Consider the following 21590-nt stretch of genomic DNA (forward strand, 5'->3'; position numbering starts at 1 on the left):
CCAACACCGATGTACGCGAACAGGAAATAGACGAACAATGGCCCGCCGGACCCGCCGCGCAGTACTCACGGCGCTGGGGAGTGGTATCGCCGCGACGGCAGGCTGTGGGTCGTTCGGTCGGGAGCGGGTGGACGTGCTGGTCGCGGGGAGTTTACAAAAGGCGGCCAGTGAGACGCTACAAACCCAAACAGACGTGGAGGTCGCTGTCGAAGCCCGCGGCTCTGTTCAGGCCGCGCGTCTGGTCGCCGACGGGAAGCGCGACCCGGCTATCGTCGCGCTGGCGGATCCGACCCTGTTCGACCGGGTCATGGACACCGCCTGGCACGCTGTGGTCGCCAGCAACGAGATGGTGTTGGCGTACAACCCTCAGACGGGCGGCGGGACGCGCGTCGCGGAGGCGGACCCGTGGTACGCCCCGCTCCGGGGGGACAGTGTCTCACTGGGCCGCACCGACCCGACGCTCGACCCGCTTGGCTACCGGACCCTGTTCGTGCTGGCCCTCGCAGCCGACTACTACGACGAACCCGGCCTAGCTGAGGCGGTTCTCTCGCCGGACCAGACCTATCCGGAAACGCAACTGCTCGCACAGTTCGAGACGGGAGCCGTCAACGCCGCGTTCGTCTACCGGAGCATGGCAATGGAGCGGGACTACCCGTTTCGGGAGTTCCCCCCGGAGATACACCTCGGCGACCCCGCACACGCGGAGCGGTATCGGACCACCAGCTACGAACTGCCAAACGGCACGGCAGTCGCCGGCAACCCAATCGAGTACGGAGCCGTCCGCCGTGACGAGCAAGAAGCGACGCGTACAGCCTTCGAAACAGTCCTGTCCGGCGACTGGCTCGCACCACACGGATTTACCGTCCGTCAGGCGTATCCTCGACTAGTGGGAGATGTCCCGAGTACTGTCACGCGGTGAGACCAGAGCCGGCCACGCGGTCGGCGTGCGGGAACTCGTGCCCGTCCTGGGAGCGGTGCTGCTCCTGTATTTCGTCGTCCCGGTGATGGTGCTCGTGCTCACGTACTCCCCGACAGCGCTACTGACGAGTCTGACCGAGACGTACGTCATCAACGCCGCAATCACGTCGCTCGTCGCCGCGCTCGGCAGTACCACCATCGCCGTCGTGTTCGGCCTGCCGTTGGCCTACTGGCTCTCGAAGAACACCGGCGCGCTGGCGACCGCCGCGATGGGGGTCGTCGTCCTGCCGCTCGTCCTCCCACCGATCGTCAGCGGGATGTTGCTGTTGACCGTCGTCGGCCCGAACGGACTCGGCGGCCTTACCGACCTGGCGCTGACCCGGTCGCTGCTGGGCGTCGTCGCCGCCCAGACGTTCGTCGCGTCGCCGTTCTTCGTCGTCACCGCCAAGGCCGCCTTCGACGGCATCGACGACCACCTCGAAGAGGCCTCCCGGTCGCTGGGCCGTGACTGGGTCGGGACGATGCGCTCGGTGACGGTGCCGCTCGCAAAGCCCGGCCTGCTCGCCGGCCTCGTACTGACCTTCGCCCGCGCGATGGGCGAGTTCGGCGCGACGATGATGCTGGCGTACTACCCGCGGACGCTGCCGGTCCAGATCTGGGCCTCGTTCATCTCGGACGGACTGGACGCGGCGCTTCCCGTGGCAGTGGTCCTGCTGAGCGTCGCGCTCGGGACGCTGCTGATAGTCCATGCGCTGCGGGCGACACCGTGGCGATAACGGTCGGCGTTGTAAAAATCGCGCCGCCGACTTACCGCTCGTGCGCCCAGAACTCCTCGTCGACGGTGACCTCTTTCTTGAACAGCGGCACCTCCTCCTTGAGACGGTTGATGCCGTCTTCGACAGCACGGAACGCCTCGCCCCGGTGGCCGGCCAGGATGACCACGAAGACGATGTCCTCGCCAGCGTCGACTACCCCGGTCTTGTGGTGCAGGCGAACCGCGTAGACGCCGTCCCGCGCTTCGAGGTCCCGCCGGAGCGCGGCCATCTTCTCTGTGGCGACCTCGTCGTAGCGCTCGAACTCAAGCAGTTCCGTCGGCTGGTCCTCCGGTCCCTCCTGTGCGCGGACGCGCCCGGTGAAGGTCGCAATTGCGCCGGAGTAGACTTCGTCCGGATCCCGCTTTACGTCCGCTACGAGCGTCTCCAGCGTGATGTAGGGGTCCCGTTCCTCCATCGCCGCGACGATGTCGTCGAGATCGGCGTCCGCGCCGTGGGGTGCGCGATGCACGACGGGGTCGGCGACCTCGCGGTCGTCCAGAACGACCTTCGGGATGCTCGCGTCCGAATATCCCTCGACAAGTGCGTAGTCGTAATCGGGCGCGAGCGCGTCCAGCGTCTCATCGAGCGTTCGGGATTCGCCCGTCGCGTACCACTCGCCGTCGTCGGTGAGCGCGACCGTCTCGGCCGCGCCGGCGTCGCGGTGGCGAGCCGTGTCTTTTCCGTCCGTGTCGACGTCCGGGGCGTGCGTGCAGTGTTTGACCGTCGCGACGCGTCCGGACCCGGAGAGCCGCTGGGTCAGCCGCTCGACCAGCGTGGTCTTCCCCGACTCGGAGTGGCCGACGATACCGAGGACTTGCATGCACACCGGTAACGGGGCGACGTAGATAGACCTTTTTCATGGAGCGGCGAAGCTGCTGCCGGTAGCCACTCCTCACCGGTCGACGGTCTTCTCGACCACGCGGATGTCTTCGATGGCCGTCGCGGGGTACTCGCCGTCCTCGTCTTTCTCGTTTGCCTTCACCATGTCCCACACGACGTTGAGGCCGGTCGTCACGCCCTCCAGCGCCTCCATCTCGCAGCCGGTCTTGCCGACCGTCTCGACGGCGACCATGATTTCGACGGCCGCGTCGCCGACGGTGAACTCGACTTCGACGTTCGTGATAGGAATCTGGTGGCACATCGGCACTGTCTCCCAGGTGTGCTTGACCGCCTGAATCGCGCCGATGCGGGCCGTCGTCAGCACGTCGCCTTTCTCCACCTCGTCGGCGTCGATGGCGGCGAGTGTGGACTCAGTGAGTCGAATCTGTCCGCGCGCGACCGCGCGGCGCTGGCTCTCGGCCTTGTCACCGACATCGACCATCTGTGCGTCCCCCTCCTCGTCGACGTGCGTGAACTCCTCGGGCATGCGTCCCTGTAGCCGACGCCGGCCCAAAACCGTGCGGGTCCGCGTTACCGACGGACGAGGCCGAGTAGGTGGCCCACCGCTGGCGCGACGAGTTTCTCCGCGCCCGTCCGAGCGGCGTTCTCGCTCCCGGGCAGACAGAACACCAGTCGGTCGTCGACAACGCCGGCGGTTGCCCGCGAGGCCATCGCCATCGGCCCGACCTCCTCGTAGGAGAGCCAGCGGAACAGCTCGCCGAAGCCGGGAATCGGCCGGTCGAACAGCGGTTCGATGGCGTCCACGGTCACGTCGTCGGGGGTGAGCCCAGTCCCGCCGGTCGTCAAGACCACGTCGACGCCGTCATCCAACAGGGCGGCGACGGCGTCCTCGATAGCGTCCATCTCGTCGGCGACGAGGCGGCGCTCGACGATTTCGTGGCCCGCGTCCTCGCAGGCCGTGGCGATGATGTCGCCCGCCGGGTCGTCGTCCAGCGTTCGCGAGGTCGAGACCGTGAGGACCCCTATTTCAACCCCTTCGGCGTCGTGGGCGTGATGATCGTCGTAGTCGTGCTCCCCATGACTGTGGTCGTGGTCACTGTCATGGCCGTGCTCTCCGTGTTCGTGGCCCGCCTCGCTGTCGCTGGCTGCCTCGTCATGGTCGTGTCCCATACCCGAAACGACAGTCGGCGGAGAAATATACCCTCGGCTGTCTGGCCGGTGACCGGCGGTCGGACGGCGGCCCCGGCACCGCACCAAGCCAGGTCTGGGCTGAGAGGACAGCGGCTTACTCGTAGTACGGCAGGCGCTCGACGACCTCCGCGAAGGCCACGTTCTCGCGGACCTGCTCCATCTCGACGCGGAGGCGCTCCCCGACATCTGCGTCAGAGACGATGACGACGTACCCGCCGTCGATACGCGCGACGCCGTCGCCTTTGTCGCCGATGTTTTCGATCTCGACCACGCGCGTTTCACCCTCGGCAACTGGCGGGGACGACGGTGCGAACTCCGGTTCCCTGCTCCGCCCGTCGGACCGGGAATCGGACTGGGTCTCAGACTTGGATTGGGAATTGGACTGAGGCTCGGGCTCCGATTGGGAATTAGAGCGAGGCTCGGGACTGGAATGAGACTGTGGCTGGGGAGTGGGTGCCGCAGCCGCCGACTGGAACAGTGCGATCCGGTACAGCGTCTCGGGGGCCAGCGTTCCCAGTTCGACTTCTTGTTTCGGAATCTCGACCACGTACGAGTCGTGCTGCTCCTCGACGGAAGCCGTAAAGAGACAGTGAAGATCTGAATCGGTCGCCATTAGTATAATTGGTTCAGCTAGCACCGGAACTGCATTGATTCTGGTGTTTTCGATCCGCCGGGCCGACCGCTGCTAGAAGGGGTGACAGACAGGCTGTGCACGCCCGCTATCGAGCGATCCGTCGGGCAGAACTCGGGGTTACTCGAACTCGAACAGCCGACGGAGCTCACGCTCGATGGCGTCGGTGAACGCCGACAGCACTGTGTCGAACGTCGCTTCGTCGCCCGGCAGAGACTGTGCACGCGCCGCAGTGTCGTCGGGCAGCCGGATGCTGAACGCCCCGCCCCCCTCGTACACCGGCTCGCTCTCGCTGAGAATCTGCCGGTCGATCCCGCGAAGGACCTCGGAATCGTACTGCCCGTGTAGCTCCTGGTACGCGTTCGAATACGCCGTTTCGAGCTCCTCGAAGTAGTGGACGTACTTCTCGTCGAACTTCTCGGCGTCGAACTCGGTCATAGATGCAGTGTCGCCGGGGCGAGGGTAAAGGGTTCCGTGCCTCAGAGATGGAGTTCCCAGCCGAAACCGCTGCAGCGTCAGTCGACATCAATGCGGTCGGATTCGGGCTCCGCCGGTCGAGGGTCTATCGGTCACGACCGGACGCCGCTTACCACTCCCGCGTACCCCCGATTTCACCGTCGAATCGAGTGAAAAACTCGTCCATGAATTCCCGACGAGTCCGACCGAGACGGCGGCCGGGGTGGGTGTACAGCATATCTAGACGTTCTCGGGCCCATTCCCGAAGCAGCGTGATATCCGGATGATCCGACGATTCGAGGTCAGTATCTGACGTGTCATCGATGACAGCGTATTTCTTACCCGTCCGCCCAGATCGCTCGCCGACGATACAGGCCAGTCGGACGAGTCCGCGTGCCCCGGCAGCGTCCAGTTTGTCCGCATCGAAGAGGAGTTTCGCCTCCAGCGTTCTCGGCTCCGGAGAACTCGCGCGGATACTGTGTGCTCGGATACAGTGTTTGACACGGTCGATTCGGTCGGGCTTCACGTCTTCGGCCGCGAGTAGTTGCGCGGCTTCCGCCGTGGCCCATTCGTCGTGGTCATCGATTTCACCGGCCCGCTCCCGGGGCCGACCAATATCGTGGAGCCACGCCGACGCGGCAAGGACATCCCGGTCGACCGAGCCGTCGCAGTGCCCCGCGAGCCGAAGCGCGACGTCTCGGACTCGCTTGGCGTGAAACTGGTCGTGCGCTGGGAGGGCGTCTTCGTAGTACGGGACCGACAGTGTTCGAGCGAGGGGACCAAGTTCCTGTGTCATTGGCGGCGGTGGCACCTCGCATGCCGGCTGGAATAACTGCTGTGAAATGCCTCTGTATCGCTGACATGAAGCGGAGCGGTCCCACTCAGCGGGAGTCAAGCAAGTCGTCGAGGAGTTTCCGCTGGGCGGCGGCGAGATGTTCGGTGAACGTCGAGGTGGAGATGTCAAGCGCTTCGGCCACGTCGCCGGCAGTCGCATCGCGCGGATGCTCGAAGTACCCCATCTGGTGGGCCTGGCTCAGCACCTCGCGCTGGCGATTGGTCAGTTTCGCGCGGTCGAGCACGACCGGCTGATCCGTCTCCGTGGACGTGTCTTCGAGTAGCCGCCGTAGTTTGACGGTCTCGCCTTCCGACTGGAGGTCGGCAACGATATCCCGCAGAGTCGGCATATCGTCGACGAGAAACGTGACAACGATGGATTCGGTATCCGCCGTGAACTTCTGGACGACACAGCCGGCCGCTTCGATACGTTCACAGACACAACCCTGTTCGGCCGCCCGGGACACCTGGAAGACGTGTCGCTGGTCGTAAGCGAAGACATGGTCCACATTCGGGAGTTCGCTCTGTAGCGCTCCCGGGTGGTCATCACCGCCCTTGAGCGTGAACTCTTCGAGAACGCGGTCGGCATCGCCACTCGTTGCGCTCCGAGAGACCGACGACACTGACCACTCCTCGTCAGCGTGTGGCTGTACTTGACAGGACCGAGGACCGAACACTTCGACCTCGGCGAGCATTCGGCCCGACATACACGGTAGATGGGCCGGCCTCCATAAGAAAGGGCAGGCGAACATGTTCGTATAAAAAACCGCCATATAATGGGCCTAAGATGTCGGGCTGGCAGTTCATCCGGGTTCTGGGACAAACCCCGAACACAGCGACACAGCGCAGCCGTTCGAATCGCTGGCGAACCGAGATAACACAAGATTATGAGACGCAACACGATACTCATCGGTCTGTTGATAACAGCGGTGTTGCTGCCGATGTGGTACGTCGCTTTACACGGCGAGCCACCGTCGGAAGAAATCGCTATCGACGAGAGCGTCAGCGACATCCGGCCGCTCGAAAGCCCAGTAGAGACGCCGAACAAGCTGTCACCGAGCCAGGTCGGTGTCGTCGTCTGGGTCGCCCTGTTCGGTCTCGTGGGCGTGCTGACGGCCGCCCACCAGTTCATGAACAGGGCGGTCCGGCCGCCTGACGACGCCGAGCCGGTCACCGACGGCGGGACCGTCTCGTTACCGTGGCTCAACACGGAGCACCGCTGGGTCGTCGAGTACCACGACGCCTCGGACGCCATAGAGGGACTCGTCGCCATGAGCGGGCTGACGGTCCTGTCTATCGTCTTCGCGGCGCTGTTCACCGGCGAGTACCTCACGCTCGCCCGCACCCAGTACTTCGGGCTGTACGCGACCGGGATGTTCCTCTCGCTCGCGCTCTCGACGGTCGCGTACTACGCCTGGTTCATGCCACACGTCGAAGTCGCCGAGATCAGGGGGCACGAATGATAGACTATCCGAAACCCGATGACGACGACGAGGAACAGGGCGATGACTGCTCGTGTGAGGGGGCCACCGGTACGTCCCCGACGCTGTACGGGGACGCCCGCGCGGAACTCCGCCGCAGGGACTTCGCGAAGTTCCTCGCGACCGTCGGCGGCCTGACTGCCGTCGCCAGCCTCACCGCGCCGCTTGCCAGCACCACGCAGGTGTTCGAGCGGGGGTACAAGGGACCGGTGTACTCCGACGGCATCCACCTCGTCGACAGCGAGGGCGAGCGCATCACCGAGGAGCGACTCTCCGAAGGCGAACACATAACGGTCTTCCCGGAGCCCCGGCCCGGCATCGAGGATGCCCCGACGCTACTGGTACGCTACGCCGAGTCCGACTACGGCAGCGACATCGCAGAAGGGTTCACCGTCAGCGGGTACGCTGCCTTCTCGAAAGTGTGTACCCACGCCGGCTGTATGGTGTCGGACCGGGAGGACGACCTGGTCGTCTGCCCCTGTCACTTCGGGAAGTTCAACGTCCTGGAAGGGGCGGCGGTCAGTGGCGGCCCGCCTGGACGACCGCTCCCACAGCTTCCGATTACGGTGACCAGCGACGGGTTCCTCGTCGCCACCGGGGACTTTGAGGGGCCAGTCGGCCCCGGAGGTGGATAATGTCCCGCGCCAAAGCCGTCTACGACTGGTTCGACACGCGCCTCGACCTGGAGAACGGCCAGACGTTCCTCGGCAAGGCGTTCCCGGCCGAGGACTCGTTCCTGCTGGGCGAGGTGGCGCTGTTCTGTTTCCTCCTCCTGATCCTGTCGGGGGTCTTCCTCGGGTTCTTTTTCGAGCCCTCGACCTCCGACGTGGAGTACGACGGCAGTGTCCAGAAGTTCCAGGGCGAGGAGATGCCCGAAGCGTTCGTCTCGGTGTTGCACATCACCTACGACGTGCCCTTCGGGATGTTCATCCGCCGGCTCCACCACTGGGCGGCCCACCTCTTCGTCGCCTCCATCGGATTGCACATGTTACGGGTGTTTTTCACCGGCGCGTACCGCAACCCCCGGGAGCCGAACTGGATCGTCGGCACCGGCCTGGCAGCGCTCTCGATGGGCGCGGCCTACACCGGCTACGCGCTGCCGTTCGACGAGTTCGCCGCCACAGCGACGAGTATCGGTTACAACCTCACGATATCCATACCCCTGTTAGGTGATTTCCTCGGCCAAGTGGTGTTCGGGGGTGAGTTCCCCAGCAGCGCCACCATCCCGCGGCTGTACTTCCTGCACGTTCTCGTGATACCGGCGGCTATCGCCGTGGGCTTAGCCGTCCACATGGCCATCCTCATCAGGCAGAAACACACCGAGGCCCCGCGGGACGGCGACGTGACCGGCGGCCGTCAGTCCGTCGACGAGGAGGACGACGACATCATCATCGGCCTGCCGGCGTTCCCGAACCAGGCCGCCGTCTCCGCGGTGGTGTTCTTCGTCACCGCGGCGACGCTGTCGGCACTTGCGGGCCTGCTCCCGGTCCACAACGTCGCTGAGTACGGCCCGAACGACCCCGCGGCCACGCCGGAACTCATCATGCCGGACTGGTTCCTGATGTGGGTGTACGGCTTCCTGAAGCTCCTGCCACAGATCAGCTTCAACGTCGGCCCGGCCCACATCAACGGGGAGTTCATCGGCGGCATCGTCCTCCCGGGGCTGGTGTTTGCCGCGGTCGCCCTCTGGCCGTTCATCGACCGGACGGAGCCGACCCACTTCACCGCGGACCCGCTGGACCGGGCCTGGCAGACCGGTGTTGGCGTGGCCGCCGTCGCGTTCATCATGATTGCCTCGATTGCGGGGATGAACAACATCCTCGCGGACCAGGTGCTCGGAACGACGACGAACGTGGTCAACCCCATCCTGACGGCGGCGCTGCTCGTCGTCCCACCCGTCTTCGGCGGCATCACGTACCTGCTGTTGCGGGACGGCGAGCCCACGCCGTCACAGGAGGGCGACGTAGCCGCTGACGGTGGTGCAGTAGACGAGAGAACGGCTAGCACCGAATCGGAGGAGAACGGATGACTGCGAGCATCAAACTGACTGAGCGGCAGTATCGCCTGCTGGATACGACGAGCAAGCTGGTCGGCCTCGTACTGGTCGCCGCCGGCCTCGAAGTCGGCGGCAGCACGCCGACCGGCATCGCCTTAGCCGTGGCCGGCACTGCCTGCGCGACTGCGACAGTGTTCATCACCAATGAGTAGAAACGACCTGACCGACGACGAAAGGGACAGTGCGGGAATCAGTCGCCGCGACTTCGTGCGCGGTCTCGGAGCCGCGTCGCTGCTTGGCGCGACGGGGCTGTCCTTCGCCGACGACGGCATGGACGGCCTCGAAGCGGTCGACGACCCCATCGGGTCGTATCCGTATCGGGACTGGGAGGACCTCTACCGCGACGAGTGGGACTGGGACTCCGTCGCCCGCTCGACCCACAGCGTCAACTGCACCGGCTCCTGTTCGTGGAACGTCTACGTCAAGGACGGCCAGGTCTGGCGCGAGGAACAGGCCGGCGACTACCCGACGTTCGACGAAAGCCTCCCCGACCCGAACCCGCGCGGGTGCCAGAAAGGGGCCTGTTACACGGACTACGTCAACGCCGACCAGCGCGTGCTCCACCCCTTGCGCCGCACCGGCGAGCGCGGCGAGGGCCAGTGGGAGCGGATTAGCTGGGACGAGGCGCTGACCGAAATCGCCGACCACGTCATCGACGAGGTGCAGGCGGGCCGGTACGACGCCATCTCCGGGTTCACGCCGATTCCGGCGATGAGCCCGGTGTCGTTCGCCTCCGGCTCCCGCCTCGTCAATCTGCTGGGCGGCGTCTCGCATAGCTTCTACGACTGGTACTCGGACCTCCCCCCGGGACAGCCGATCACCTGGGGCACCCAGACGGACAACGCCGAATCCGCCGACTGGCACAACTCTGACTACATCATCGCCTGGGGGTCGAACATCAACGTCACGCGCATCCCCGACGCGAAGTACTTCCTCGACGCCGGCTACGAGGGCGCAAAGCGGGTCGGTATCTTCACCGACTACTCCCAGACGGCCATCCACACCGACGAGTGGCTCTCGCCCCACGGCGGCAGCGACACCGCGCTCGCGCTGGGCATGGCCCAGACCATCGTCGACGAGGGGCTGCACGACGAGGAACACCTCAAAGAGCAGACCGACATGCCGCTGCTCGTCCGGGAGGACACCGGGAAGTTCCTCCGGGCGAGCGAGGTCGGCCTCGCCGAGGACGCCGACGACCCGGACAAGGTGTTCGTCATGGTCGACGCCGACGGCAACCTCCGTCGTGCACCCGGTTCGCTCGGCGAGCGGGACGGCCAGAAGGACTACTCGTTAAGTATCGAACTCGACTTCGACCCGCAGCTCTCGGTCGAGCGTAGTGTCGACACCGACGAGGGCAGCGTCGCGGTCCGGTCGGTCTGGGAGAACCTCACTGACGAACTCAGTCAGTACACGCCGGACGTTGTCCACGAAGAGACCGGCGTTGGGACGAACACCTACCAGCGGGTCGCCCGCGAGTTCGCCGAGGCCGACGCCGCGAAAATCATCCACGGCAAGGGCGTCAACGATTGGTACCACAACGACCTGGGCAACCGCGCCATCCAGTTGCTCGTGACGCTGACGGGCAATCTCGGCGACCCCGGCACCGGACTGGACCACTACGTCGGCCAGGAGAAGATCTGGTCGTTCCACGGCTGGAAGGTGCTCTCGTTCCCGACCGGAAACGTCCGCGGCGTGCCGACGACGCTGTGGACCTACTTCCACGCGGGCATCCTCGACAACACTGATCCGGACACCGCAGAGAAGATACGCGAGTCCATCGACAAGGGATGGATGCCGGTCTACCCCGAGGAACGGGACGACGGGAACCGACCGGACCCGTCCACGATGTTCGTCTGGCGCGGGAACTACTTCAACCAGGCCAAGGGCAACGTCGCCCTCGAAGAACAGCTCTGGCCCAAACTCGATCTCGTCGTCGACATCAACTTCCGGATGGACTCGACGGCGATGTACTCCGACATCGTCCTGCCGGCGGCCAGCCACTACGAGAAGTACGATCTCTCGGAGACGGACATGCACACCTACGTGCACCCGTTCACGCCGGCCGTCGAACCGCTCGGCGAGGCCAAGACCGACTGGGAGATATTCCGCCTGCTCGCCGAGAAGATACAAGAGCGCGCCCAGGAACGCGGTGTCGAGCCGATCGAGGACCGCAAGTTCGACCGGACCATCGATCTCACGACCATCTACGACGACTACGTCCGCGACTGGGAGACCGGCGAGGAAGAAGGGCTCGTCGAAGACAAAGCCGCGGCGGAGTTCATCCTCGAACACTCCGAGGAGACCAACCCCGAGGGTAGCGACGAGCAGATAACCTTCGACGACATCGACGAGCAACCACAGCGGTTCCTCGAAGCCGGCGACCACTGGAGTTCGGACATCAAGGACGGCGAGGCCTACGTCCCGTGGCAGGACTACGTCCACGACAAGAACCCCTGGCCGACCTTCACCGGCCGCCAGCAGTACTACATCGACCACGACTGGTATCTGGAACTCGGCGAGGAACTCCCGACCCACAAGGAGGGGCCGGAGAACACTGGCGGGGACTACCCGCTGTCGTACAACACGCCTCACGGTCGCTGGTCCATCCACTCGACGTGGCGCGACGACCCCAAGATGCTCAGGCTCCAGCGGGGGGAGCCGGTGGTGTACATCAACCCCGAGGACGCCGAAGAACGCGGCATCGAGGACGGCGACACCGTGGAGGTGTACAACGACCTCGGCGCGGTAGAGGTGCAAGCGAAGATCTACCCCTCCAGCGAACCGGGGACCGTTCGGCACTTCTTCTCCTGGGAAAAGTTCCAGTACCCCGACCGGGACAACTTCAACACGCTCGTCCCGATGTACATGAAGCCGACGCAGTTGGTCCAGTACCCGGAAGACACCGGGGAACACCTGCACTTCTTCCCGAACTACTGGGGGCCGACCGGGGTCAACAGCGACGTGCGTGTCGATGTCCGACCGAGCGGAGGTGACACCGAATGAGTACCGACCAACAGGACGACCAAGGCGAAGAGGACACGCTGGTCAACGTCGCTGACGGCGTCGACCACCAGGTCGCGATGGTGATGGACCTGAACAAGTGCATCGGCTGCCAGACGTGTACGATCGCCTGCAAGAACCTCTGGACGGAGGACGGCGGCAGCGAGTATATGTACTGGAACAACGTCGAGACCAAGCCCGGCGAGGGCTACCCGCGGGGCTGGGAGGACTCCGGCGGCGGCTGGGAGTCTGAGGAACACTCCGACCGCTCGCCCGGCGAGATTCCCGACGAGGAAGACTACGGCCGCGCCTGGGAGTTCAACCACGAAGAGATCATGTACGAGGGCAGCGACGAGCCGCTGCGGCCCCGCGACGGCGCGGAGTGGGGACCGAACTGGGACGAGGACCAGGGGGCCGGCGAGTACCCCAACAGCTACTACTTCTACCTCCCGCGCATCTGCAACCACTGCACCCACCCCTCCTGTGTCGAGGCCTGCCCGCGCTCGGCGCTGTACAAGCGCCAGGAGGACGGCATCGTTCTCGTCGACCAGGACCGCTGTCGGGGCTACCGCTACTGCGTCGAGGGGTGTCCGTACAAGAAGGTGTACTACAACACTGTCTCGAAGAAATCCGAGAAGTGCATCTTCTGTTACCCCCGCATCGAAGGCGAAGGCCCCGACGGGGAGACGTTCGCCCCGGCCTGTGCCGAGGAGTGCCCGCCCCAGCTCCGGCTGGTCGGCTTCCTCGACGACGAGGAGGGACCGATCCACAAGCTCGTCAATGAGTACGAAGTGGCCCTCCCGCTCCATCCGGAATTCCGCACGCAGCCGAACGTCTACTACATCCCGCCCTTTGCCCCCGGGCAGCACACGGAGGACGGGGAGACTGTTGACATCGACCGTATCCCACGCCAGTACCTCCGAGAGCTGTTCGGCGACGGCGTCGACGAGGCGCTGGACACTATCGACGCACACCGGCAGCGCGTCCGACAGGGTGGTGACAGCGAGCTCATGGAACTGCTTCAGGACAAGAACCCGGCCAAACAGTACCGACTGGAGGTGTTCGAAGATGAGTAGCGAGCCGCTACGCGGCTCGGAAACGCGAGCGGGCGATGCCCGCGAGCGGTCCCAGTTGGCCGCCCCTGAGCGTGCTCAGGGGGTGGTCAACGATGACTGACCACCGACGCACGCTCACACTCACGGCGGTGCTTTCGGCGCTCATCGTCGTCTCGACGGTGGCCGCGCCGATGGTGAGCGCCCGGCCAGCACACGAAATCCCGGTTTCCGAGGTATCGACGGCCGACCTCGCCGAACCGAACGCCGACGGCTGGGAAGAAGTCCCGGCCTCGGACGTACCGCTTGCGAGCGCCCCGAGTAGCGTCCCGAACGCCGACGACACGTCCGTCGAGACAGTCGACGTGCAGGCGGCTCGCACTGATGAGCGACTGTACGTCCGGCTGGAGTGGCACGACGCGACACAGGACATGAACGCTAGCGCCACGCGTGAGTTCGCCGACGCGGTCGCGGTCCAGTTCCCGACGAACACGAGCTCCCGGCCGCCGATAGCGATGGGCGGCCCGGACAACCGGGTCAACGTCTGGTACTGGAGCGGAGCGACCGGAACCCAGGAACTGCTGGCCGGCGGCGCTGGCTCGACGACAGCGTTCGAGAACCCAACCGTGCAGGCGAACGCGAGTCACAGCGGCACTGGCGGCAACGCCACTTGGACGGTGGTCTACTCGCGCCAGCTTGACGCCCCGAGCGAGAACCGGACCGACCTGCGGACTGACGGTGATCTCGACGTGGCCTTCGCCGTCTGGAACGGCTCTAACGGCGAGCGGTCCGGCCAGAAAGCGGTCAGCGAGTGGCACTACTACCCGTTCAGCGGCGGCCCGCAGGGCCCGCCCTACGAGACGCTGCTGTGGACCGTCGCCGGCATTGCCATCGTCGCCGTCGTCGGCGTCACCAGCTTCGGCATCTACCGCACGCGGGGGGCCGAGTGATGGCGACCACGCCAACCGACCCCATGGACGACCTCGACGAGGACGCCGCCGCCCGGGGTGCGGTGTACGCCACGCTCGCCAAGGCGTTCGAGTACCCCGAGGAGTCGTTCCACAGCGCGGCGGCCGACGGGACGCTGGAAGCCGATTTGCGAGCGTGTCTCGACCGGACGGGCCTTGCCGTGTCCGTCCCGTCGCTCACCACCGACGACGACTACGAGACGCTCGCGGCCCGCTACAATGACATCTTCGAACTCGGTTACAGCGAGTACACGGACCGGACCGACGGCTCGCTGGAGGCGGAGGGGCCGCCGGTCCCGCTGTACGAGTCCAAATACCGGCCGGACCACTCCTGGAACGACGTGAACCTCGACCTCTCGCGGGCCTACAGCCACTACGGCCTCGAAATCGACCAGGACGAGCGGGACAACCACGACGCGCTGACCTACGAGCTGGAGTTCGCGGGCTATCTGGCCCGCCGTGAAGCCGCCGTCGGCGAGGACGCCGCAATCGCCCGGCTGGACTTCCACGACCGGCACCTCGGCCACGCGGCCGCAGGCGTCGCGGACCGGCTCGCCGACGAACCGGGAACCGATATCTACGGCGGCTTCGGCGAACTGCTGGAGGCGTTCGTCCGGGCCGACCGCAACGACCTCGCGGCACGGCTGGAGGACCAGCGATGACGGCGGCGCTACAACAACGAGTCAGACCGCTGCTGCACGGCGGGAGCCACTCGCTGGCGAACCTGGCAGTCGGCGCTGCGGCCGTCGCGGTCGCTGCTCGATACCTCGCCGTCCTGTTCGTCAACGCGCCCGGATACGCTGGCGTTCCGGTCTCGCCCGGCCTGGCGACAGGCGTGTCCACGGCCGTCGTCGCCGCCGCGGCTATCGCCGTCGCCGTCACCGACGCCGACCCGCTCACCGGCATCGGGCTGCTGTTCGTCGGCGTGTTCGGCCTGCTGTCACTGCTCAGTAGCGCGGCGGCACTGCCGGCGGCCGCCGCAATCGTCCTCGGGACGGCGACCGTCGCTGCTGTCTCGGGTCGGCGGCTGGACCTCGTTTCGGCCGCCGCGGTCGCCCTGCTCGTCGCGGCGCTGAGCATCGGGCTGGCCAGCGGCGTCGGCGGCTGGACGGACCACCGTCCGGTTGCCTCGACTGTGGCGCTGCTCGGGATCGCGTCGACGCCGGCGTTCGCCGCGGCGGACTGGCGCTCGCTGTCGACGGCGGACTGGGGCGCGGTGATCGGCGGACTCGCCGCCTTCGCCGTCGTCTTCGGTGTCGGTCGCGCCGTCCCGTTCGTCACCGGCGCGGTCACGCTCACAGGAACCGGCGTCGTCGGCACGAGCCTGCCGGTCGTTGCACTGGCCGCTGCCGGTGCGGTGACGGCGGCCAGCGCGGCTAGCCGAACGCGGCGATGGTCGCTGCTCGCCGGCGTCGCGCTGGTCGCGTTCGCGGGCGTCCCGGCGTCGCTCCCGCGTGCGCTCCCGTTCGCGCTCGGCATCGCCGTCCTCACCGCACAGGAGGGCCAGCGATGACGGGCTGTCACGACGACGACGAGTTCGAGAAGCACCTCGAAGAGGACCCGGACCCCCAACTCGACCCCGAGCGCAGTCCGGGCCTGCACACCGACATCGAAGCGCTCGAAGACATCGAAGTATCCCGCGAGGACGTGACCATCGGCGAGGCGACACCCGAAGAGTTGGCCGCCAGCGACACCGAACCCGTCGAGGACGACGCGGTGGCGTCGCTGCTGTCCGACATCGAACACGGCGCGAAGACCGACCGCCGGCGCGCCGCCCTCGAACTCAAAGACCGCGCGTCCACTGACGAAATCGTGGCGGCACTGGCCCGCGCCGCAACGACCGACGACGACAGCGACGTACGCCAGTTCGCCGTCGAGGCGCTGACGGCCCACGGCGGCGAGCGGGCCGCAGCGGTGGCGGTGGAACTGCTCGACGACCCCGACCCGTGGGTCCGGGCGGAAGCCGTCGTCACGCTCGACAACGTCGACCGCGAGGCTCACGAGGACGATATCGCGGCCGCAATCGACGACGACCACCACGCGGTCCGGCGCAACGCGGCCATCTCGCTATTCAAACTCCGTGGGGAGGAAATGGCCGACTTGCTGCTGGAGCAGAGCCGCGACAACAGCGAGCGGGTCCGCGAGTGGGCCGCCCACATGCTCGGCGGCGTCGACGAGGACCGCGCCCGCGAGCGACTGCAGGAACTCACCGACGACCCGGCCACCGTGGTCCGCCAGACCGCCGAGCGGTCGCTCGACGTGGACCCCGGACGGTTCCGGCGGCAGTTCGGTGGTGCGCTGGAGAACGACGCCCGACTGCTGCCCGGTGAAGACAGACTCAATCGGATGCCCGACCTCTGACGATGACTGACGGAACGCCCACCACACTGACCGACCGCATCGAAGCCGCACTGCGAGACGTGCGCGACCCGAACGCCGACCTCTCCGTGTTCGACGCGGGCTTCGTCGAGCACATCGACGCGGCCGACGGCGACGTGACAATCGAAGCCGACCTGACCGCGCTGGACGGGCAGACGAGCACACAGGTCGTCCAAGCGATGCTCCACGCGGTCGACGACGTGGACGGTGTCGACAGCGTCCACGTCGAACGGACGACGCCATCGAGCGAGGGGCAGGCCGGTGTCGAGTCCTTCGACCACGTCGTGGCCGTCGCCAGCGCCAAAGGGGGCGTCGGCAAGTCGACGGTGGCCACGCATCTCGCCTGTGCGCTGGCCGCCGATAACGACGTGGCGCTGTTCGACGCCGACATCCACGGGCCGAACGTCCCGAACTGCTGGAGGTGAGCGGCCCGGTCCACTCCAGCGAGGAGGGCGACCCGCTCCCGGTCCGGGCGGGCGACATGGACGTGATGAGCGTCGGCCTGATGGAAAGCGGCGCGCCGCTGGCCTGGCGCGGGGCGATGGCCCACGACGCGCTTGAGGACCTCTTCGAGAACACCGCATGGCGCAACGACGAGATACTGGTGCTTGACCTGCCCCCCGGAACCGGTGACGTGGTGCTGACGACGCTACAGGAGGTCCCCGTCGACGGCGTAGTCGTCGTGACGACGCCGTTTCACGCCAGCGTCAGCGACACCAGCCGGACGGTCGAACTGTTCCGCGACAACGACGTGCCGGTCCTGGGAACCGTCGTCAACATGGCAGAGTACGTCTGTGACTGCTGTGGCGAACCGAACGATCTGTTCACGGGCGACGCGCTTTCGGACCTCGATGCCGAGGTGCTGGCCGACCTCCCGTTCTCGCACGACCTGCAGGGGACGCCAGCACCCGGCGACATGCCCAGCGCGGTCAGCGATTTGGGCGACGCCGTGTCCGACGCCCTCGACACCGCCGGCGAGGTGGGCGTCGACCCGACCGCCGATATCCGGGGCCTGCCGCCACAGGAACGCAAGGATCTGGTTCGAGAGCAGTTCACCGCACTGGACAGCGACGAGTCGTTCGTCCTCGTCAGCGACCGCGACCCGACGCCAGTCGGGCAGTTCCTGGGCCGACTCGCGGAGGCCCCGCGAGAAGCCTTCGACCCGTTCGAGGTCCGCCGAGCGACACCGTCCGACTGGGTACTGGAGACGGTCAAGCCGTGAGTACGGTCGCTGGCAGTCGACAGTGATAGCCGGGGACATACCTCGCGGGCAGGACTAAAGGCCTAATTGTCCGCACCCGTAGTAGTAGCATAATGACCGCGAAACTCGTGACAGCGGGTCGACTCGCTCGGGGTCGCTCATGCGCCGTGCCCCAGCGGGCCGGAGGGGGAGCGTGACCGACCCGTTTGCGGTGATGAACGCTATCGGGCTGGTCGGGTTCGCGTTCGTCGGCGCGGCGAAGGCTGTCGAGGAGCGCTACGACGTGTTCGGCGTCACGGTCGTCGGCGTGATGACGGCACTGGGTGGCGGGACGACGCGGGACCTGCTGTTGAACCGCGTTCCGAACTCCCTGCAGTCGCCCGGCGAGGTCGCCCTATCACTCCTTGGTGTCACCGCCGCTGTTCTGTTCGTGCATTTCCTCGACGACGGCCACCAGCATCCGGTCGTCCTGACGGCCGACGCCATCGGGCTGGCGGCGTTCACGACCACCGGAGCGCTGCTGGGCCATCAGGCCGGCCTCCCGGTGTTTGCCGTCGTCGCGCTGGCGACGGTCAACGCGGCCGGCGGCGGGGCGATATCGGACCTGCTGCTGGGCCGGACGCCGTTCATCCTCCGCGAGGACTTCTACGCGTCCTGTGCCGTCATCGGCGGCCTCGCCTTCTGGGCGCTGGCACAGCTGGGCGCGGCGGCCGGTGCGGCATCGGCCGGGTGCGCGCTCGCGGTGCTGTTGGCCCGAGGGCTGGGCATCGGTCGCGGGTGGTCGCTCCCGACGGTCCAGGCGTGGGAACGACGCGACACACAGTAGAACCACGCCGCAGCTCCGGGTTCCCGTCTGTCATGCCCCGCTCCCCTGCATCCGCTGGGCTTCGTCGCTGTGACCGACTGTGGGACCGCCTGTGAGAGCTGTCTCTCGTACTCGTCGCGATACTGGTCGCTGACGGCGCACACGACTCTGAACGCGTATTGACCGCGAAAATGGGTGAGGGGAAGTCGGCCGCCGCGACGAACCCGATCAGTGCCCCGCAGATCCCCTACTGACCGAGCACCTCCCGGGTCGTCGCCGCCAGTGACGCGTAGAACGCTTCGCGTGTCTCTGCCTCGACGTGCCCGAGGAACTCGTCAGCCCACGCATCGAGGTGCTCCGTACGGAACTGGGCAAGCCGTTCGTCGAAGCCCGCTTCTGCCAGATAGGCGGCGAACTCCAGTTCGGTCGCAATGTGGTCCGGGAGGTCCGGATGGTCGGCCGCGGGCTGGACGCCGAACTCCCGGTACCAGCGTACGACAGCCATCGTGGCTGGCCCCTTGACCGGGCCGAGTTCGTCCGGGTCGTCCCCGTCGCGATAGACGCTCTCGTAGGGTGGACACGGTGGCCCGTCCGGCCCGATGAACAGCCGGGTGTACTCGGCGTTGAGACGGCGAAGGTCAACCGAGCCGACGTCGCCGACCACCGGGACCAGCTCTCCGGTCTCGACGGCTTCGACCAGCTGTTCGGTCGGTTCCCGCCAGCATTCGGCGAGGACGGCGTAGGTCGCCGCGACATCCGAGCGGAATCCGTCGCTGTCTGTGCCGCGCTCGGATGCCCGCTCACGCTTGGCGGGAGCGTCAGTCTGTCTGGTCATTGTCGCTCCTGTCGACCGCCGTCAGTCGCGTACGATTCGGGTCTCTCGACTCGCTGAATCGGCACGTATTTCAGGCCGAGCGTGACGATGAGTGCGCCGAAGGCGACGATACCGAGGGTGACAGCCACTTCGACCAGCGTCGGGGTGTAGGCCCCCGCAGTCGCCCAGATGTCCGTCGTGATGCCGGCATACTCACCACCGGTCGAGATACCCGGTGGGAGGGCGATGTTAGCGACTTCGTACCCCGTGAACACCAGCCGGATCCCTTCGAACATCGTGCCGAATACCGCGAGGAGGCTCGCGGTGAAGATGACCGACACGCGCTTCCGGAGCGATGGAATCATCAGCATGACAAGCGGGACCGCCCCGCCGACGACTGTCCAGAGCCAGAAGTAGACGGACTCGCCGATGAGAAAGCTACTGGTGATGGCCCAGAACTCGAAGTGGTTCGCCCAGGCGTGGGGCAGTCGCTCGGCCGCGAGCAAGTACACTACGTGAAGCGCGAGGAAGATGCCGAGTATCTTCCCGAGACTCGTGAGTTCCTCGCGGTCGACCTCGTAGTTGGTGAGCCGGTCTGCGAGTACCGACACGACCAGCAACAGCCCGAGCCCGGAGACGAGCGCCTTGGCGATGAACACCGGTGCGACGAGGGGGCTGAACCAGTCGCCCCGACCGATCTGCGTCGCGAAAATCCACCCGGTCACCGAGTGGAGTGCGACCGCGGTCGGGAGAGCGAGTGCTGCCGTCCAGAACATGAGCGTGCGGTCACGCTCGCGTCCAGCGTCGGTATCAGCAACACCCAGTGCGAGTCGCGACCCGCGAGCGGCCAGGTCGCGGCGGGTCAGCAGCCACAGATACCAGAGGTTTAGCACGCCATAGAGGATGACGATACCGAAGTCCCACACCATCGGCGAGCGGAAGTCCGGCGAGGTGAAAAACTGGTAGAGTCGCTCGGGCCGCCCGATGTCTGGGAGGATGAGCAGGCCTGCGACGGTGATACAGGCGAGGCTGACCAGCACGCCGAGCCGTGCGAACCCCTCGTAGCGGTGTGAATGGAAGAACTTCGGAGCACTGGAGATGATGAGTCCCCCGGCAGACAGCCCGACGAACAGGACGAACATCATGATGTACAGTCCCCACGAGAAGACGTTGCGCATCCCCGTGGCGACCAGCCCCGTGGTGAGTTGGTAGCCCCAGGCTGCCAGTCCAGCGACCATGAGGGCTGCGAGCAGACCGAGCCACAGCCGTCCTTTCGTCCCGAAGGCCGGGATTGCGATCCGTGACGAGTCAGCGGCCATCAGTCATCACCTCCGGACCCCACTGCCGGGACGTGTGGAGCAGCATCACCCTCGATGGAGTGGGGGCTCCCACCCGAGTCGCTACTGTCGCTTCCGTCGGCGTCAGACGGCACGTCCTCGGCTCCATCGGACCACGGAGAAACATCGTCGAGTTCGCTCTCCATTTTATCCGACGTTTGCGGCCGGCCGGGACTCATCTCGCCGCTGATATAGTGCGTCTTCGGGTTCGTCCCGCGGTCTTCGAGGAGCTGGTCCGTCTCGTACTCGTTGATGTACTTCGAGACGGTACTCCCCTCGTCGTCGAGGTCGCCGAAGATGCGTGCGTCGGCCGGACAGTTGACGACACAGGCCGGGTCGAGTCCCTCGTCGACGCGGTGGCTACAGAACGTACACTTCTCGACGACGCCCTGTGGACGGGCGGCAACGTCGCCCGTCCCCTCCTCGGGCATCTGCTCGGGTTCGTCCCAGTTGAACACCCGTGCGTTGTACGGGCAGGCCGCCATGCAGTAGCGACAGCCGATGCACTTGTCGTAGTCGATCTCGACGATCCCGTCGTCCCGGGTGTACGTCGCGTTGACCGGACAGACCTTCACACAGGGCGCGTTTTCGCAGTGTTGGCACGCCGTCGGCTGGTACTCCATGTCCAGCGAGCCACTGCCGCCGTCTTCGGGATAGCCACCGGACGGGGTGTCAATCTTGTCGCCGCCCTCCGTCAGGACGCGGTTCCAGAACTGCCCCATCGGGACGTTGTTCTCCTGTTTACACGACACTGCGCATGCCTGACAGCCGATACACCGCTCCTGGTCGATTACTAGGCCGTAGTTCGTCAT

The 21590-nt window shown here is 66.2% G+C and carries 23 protein-coding genes and 1 pseudogene; 14 read left to right on the forward strand and 10 right to left on the reverse strand.

Features of this window, described 5'->3' with window-relative positions:
* Positions 1-37: 37 nt before the first annotated feature.
* Complete coding sequence (locus tag SG26_RS16800) at positions 38-919, forward strand: extracellular solute-binding protein (protein ID WP_014040587.1); 882 nt, start codon at positions 38-40, stop codon at positions 917-919.
* A complete protein-coding gene (locus tag SG26_RS16805) occupies positions 894-1694 on the forward strand; it encodes an ABC transporter permease (RefSeq protein ID WP_050038191.1) in 801 nt (266 codons plus the stop codon). Before SG26_RS16800 ends, SG26_RS16805 begins: the two co-directional genes overlap by 26 nt.
* Before the next feature lie 31 nt (positions 1695-1725).
* On the opposite strand, the gene SG26_RS16810 is transcribed toward SG26_RS16805, so the two are convergent.
* The 7 genes from SG26_RS16810 to SG26_RS16840 all read right to left on the reverse strand — a co-directional run bounded on the left by SG26_RS16810 (position 1726) and on the right by SG26_RS16840 (position 6392).
* Positions 1726-2553 (reverse strand): molybdopterin synthase, encoded by an 828-nt coding sequence (locus SG26_RS16810; RefSeq protein WP_014040589.1) that lies wholly within the window; start codon positions 2551-2553, stop codon positions 1726-1728.
* A gap of 72 nt (positions 2554-2625) precedes the next feature.
* The gene (gene moaC / locus SG26_RS16815; protein WP_050038192.1) at positions 2626-3099 is read right to left on the reverse strand and encodes a cyclic pyranopterin monophosphate synthase MoaC; all 474 of its coding nucleotides are present in this window, start codon (positions 3097-3099) and stop codon (positions 2626-2628) included.
* A gap of 44 nt (positions 3100-3143) precedes the next feature.
* A complete protein-coding gene (locus SG26_RS16820; protein WP_050038193.1) occupies positions 3144-3743 on the reverse strand; it encodes a molybdenum cofactor biosynthesis protein B in 600 nt (199 codons plus the stop codon).
* Between the two features lie 115 nt (positions 3744-3858).
* The gene (locus tag SG26_RS16825; protein WP_050038194.1) at positions 3859-4377 is read right to left on the reverse strand and encodes a TRAM domain-containing protein; all 519 of its coding nucleotides are present in this window, start codon (positions 4375-4377) and stop codon (positions 3859-3861) included.
* A gap of 138 nt (positions 4378-4515) precedes the next feature.
* A complete protein-coding gene (locus tag SG26_RS16830; RefSeq protein WP_050038195.1) occupies positions 4516-4833 on the reverse strand; it encodes a DUF5783 family protein in 318 nt (105 codons plus the stop codon).
* A 148-nt stretch (positions 4834-4981) separates the two neighbouring features.
* The gene (locus SG26_RS16835) at positions 4982-5647 is read right to left on the reverse strand and encodes an HD domain-containing protein (protein WP_014040594.1); all 666 of its coding nucleotides are present in this window, start codon (positions 5645-5647) and stop codon (positions 4982-4984) included.
* 85 nt (positions 5648-5732) lie between these two features.
* A complete protein-coding gene (locus SG26_RS16840) occupies positions 5733-6392 on the reverse strand; it encodes a helix-turn-helix domain-containing protein (protein WP_050007411.1) in 660 nt (219 codons plus the stop codon).
* 180 nt (positions 6393-6572) lie between these two features.
* Between SG26_RS16840 and SG26_RS16845 the strand changes: the two genes are divergently transcribed.
* From SG26_RS16845 to SG26_RS16900, 12 genes and pseudogenes are all read left to right on the forward strand, one after another.
* Positions 6573-7148, forward strand: a complete 576-nt coding sequence (locus tag SG26_RS16845; protein ID WP_007190101.1) for a hypothetical protein — start codon at positions 6573-6575, stop codon at positions 7146-7148.
* Positions 7145-7801 (forward strand): ubiquinol-cytochrome c reductase iron-sulfur subunit, encoded by a 657-nt coding sequence (locus SG26_RS16850; protein ID WP_014040596.1) that lies wholly within the window; start codon positions 7145-7147, stop codon positions 7799-7801. The genes SG26_RS16845 and SG26_RS16850 overlap by 4 nt, the downstream gene beginning before the upstream one ends.
* Positions 7801-9195 carry a cytochrome bc complex cytochrome b subunit gene (locus tag SG26_RS16855; protein WP_050038196.1) on the forward strand — a complete coding sequence of 465 codons (1395 nt, stop codon included), beginning with the start codon at positions 7801-7803 and terminating at the stop codon, positions 9193-9195. The genes SG26_RS16850 and SG26_RS16855 overlap by 1 nt, the downstream gene beginning before the upstream one ends.
* Entirely contained in the window at positions 9192-9374 is a 183-nt protein-coding gene (locus SG26_RS16860) for a hypothetical protein (RefSeq protein ID WP_050038197.1), read from the forward strand. Before SG26_RS16855 ends, SG26_RS16860 begins: the two co-directional genes overlap by 4 nt.
* The gene (locus SG26_RS16865; RefSeq protein WP_050038198.1) at positions 9367-12225 is read left to right on the forward strand and encodes a molybdopterin-dependent oxidoreductase; all 2859 of its coding nucleotides are present in this window, start codon (positions 9367-9369) and stop codon (positions 12223-12225) included. The genes SG26_RS16860 and SG26_RS16865 overlap by 8 nt, the downstream gene beginning before the upstream one ends.
* On the forward strand, positions 12222-13298 hold the full coding sequence (locus SG26_RS16870) for a DMSO reductase family iron-sulfur subunit (RefSeq protein ID WP_050038199.1): 1077 nt from the start codon (positions 12222-12224) through the stop codon (positions 13296-13298). Before SG26_RS16865 ends, SG26_RS16870 begins: the two co-directional genes overlap by 4 nt.
* Before the next feature lie 92 nt (positions 13299-13390).
* A complete protein-coding gene (locus SG26_RS16875; protein WP_014040601.1) occupies positions 13391-14224 on the forward strand; it encodes an ethylbenzene dehydrogenase-related protein in 834 nt (277 codons plus the stop codon).
* Positions 14224-14904 (forward strand): molecular chaperone TorD family protein, encoded by a 681-nt coding sequence (locus SG26_RS16880; protein ID WP_050038200.1) that lies wholly within the window; start codon positions 14224-14226, stop codon positions 14902-14904. Before SG26_RS16875 ends, SG26_RS16880 begins: the two co-directional genes overlap by 1 nt.
* Positions 14901-15755 carry a hypothetical protein gene (locus SG26_RS16885; protein ID WP_050038201.1) on the forward strand — a complete coding sequence of 285 codons (855 nt, stop codon included), beginning with the start codon at positions 14901-14903 and terminating at the stop codon, positions 15753-15755. Before SG26_RS16880 ends, SG26_RS16885 begins: the two co-directional genes overlap by 4 nt.
* Positions 15752-16603, forward strand: a complete 852-nt coding sequence (locus SG26_RS16890) for a HEAT repeat domain-containing protein (protein WP_050038202.1) — start codon at positions 15752-15754, stop codon at positions 16601-16603. The genes SG26_RS16885 and SG26_RS16890 overlap by 4 nt, the downstream gene beginning before the upstream one ends.
* A 2-nt stretch (positions 16604-16605) precedes the next feature.
* Positions 16606-17843 (forward strand): annotated as a pseudogene (locus SG26_RS16895) (P-loop NTPase).
* 172 nt (positions 17844-18015) lie between these two features.
* A complete protein-coding gene (locus SG26_RS16900) occupies positions 18016-18648 on the forward strand; it encodes a trimeric intracellular cation channel family protein (protein WP_014040606.1) in 633 nt (210 codons plus the stop codon).
* Between the two features lie 226 nt (positions 18649-18874).
* Here the strand turns inward: SG26_RS16900 and SG26_RS16905 are convergent, their stop codons facing one another.
* From SG26_RS16905 to dsrO, 3 genes are read right to left on the reverse strand one after another with little or no spacing between them, the layout of a single operon-like run.
* Entirely contained in the window at positions 18875-19462 is a 588-nt protein-coding gene (locus SG26_RS16905; RefSeq protein ID WP_014040607.1) for a molecular chaperone, read from the reverse strand.
* Positions 19459-20760 (reverse strand): NrfD/PsrC family molybdoenzyme membrane anchor subunit, encoded by a 1302-nt coding sequence (nrfD, locus tag SG26_RS16910; protein WP_014040608.1) that lies wholly within the window; start codon positions 20758-20760, stop codon positions 19459-19461. Before nrfD ends, SG26_RS16905 begins: the two co-directional genes overlap by 4 nt.
* Entirely contained in the window at positions 20760-21590 is an 831-nt protein-coding gene (gene dsrO, locus SG26_RS16915; RefSeq protein WP_050038204.1) for a sulfate reduction electron transfer complex DsrMKJOP subunit DsrO, read from the reverse strand. Before dsrO ends, nrfD begins: the two co-directional genes overlap by 1 nt.

The sequence above is a fragment of the Haloarcula sp. CBA1115 genome (assembly GCF_000827835.1).
GTDB lineage: Archaea > Halobacteriota > Halobacteria > Halobacteriales > Haloarculaceae > Haloarcula > Haloarcula hispanica.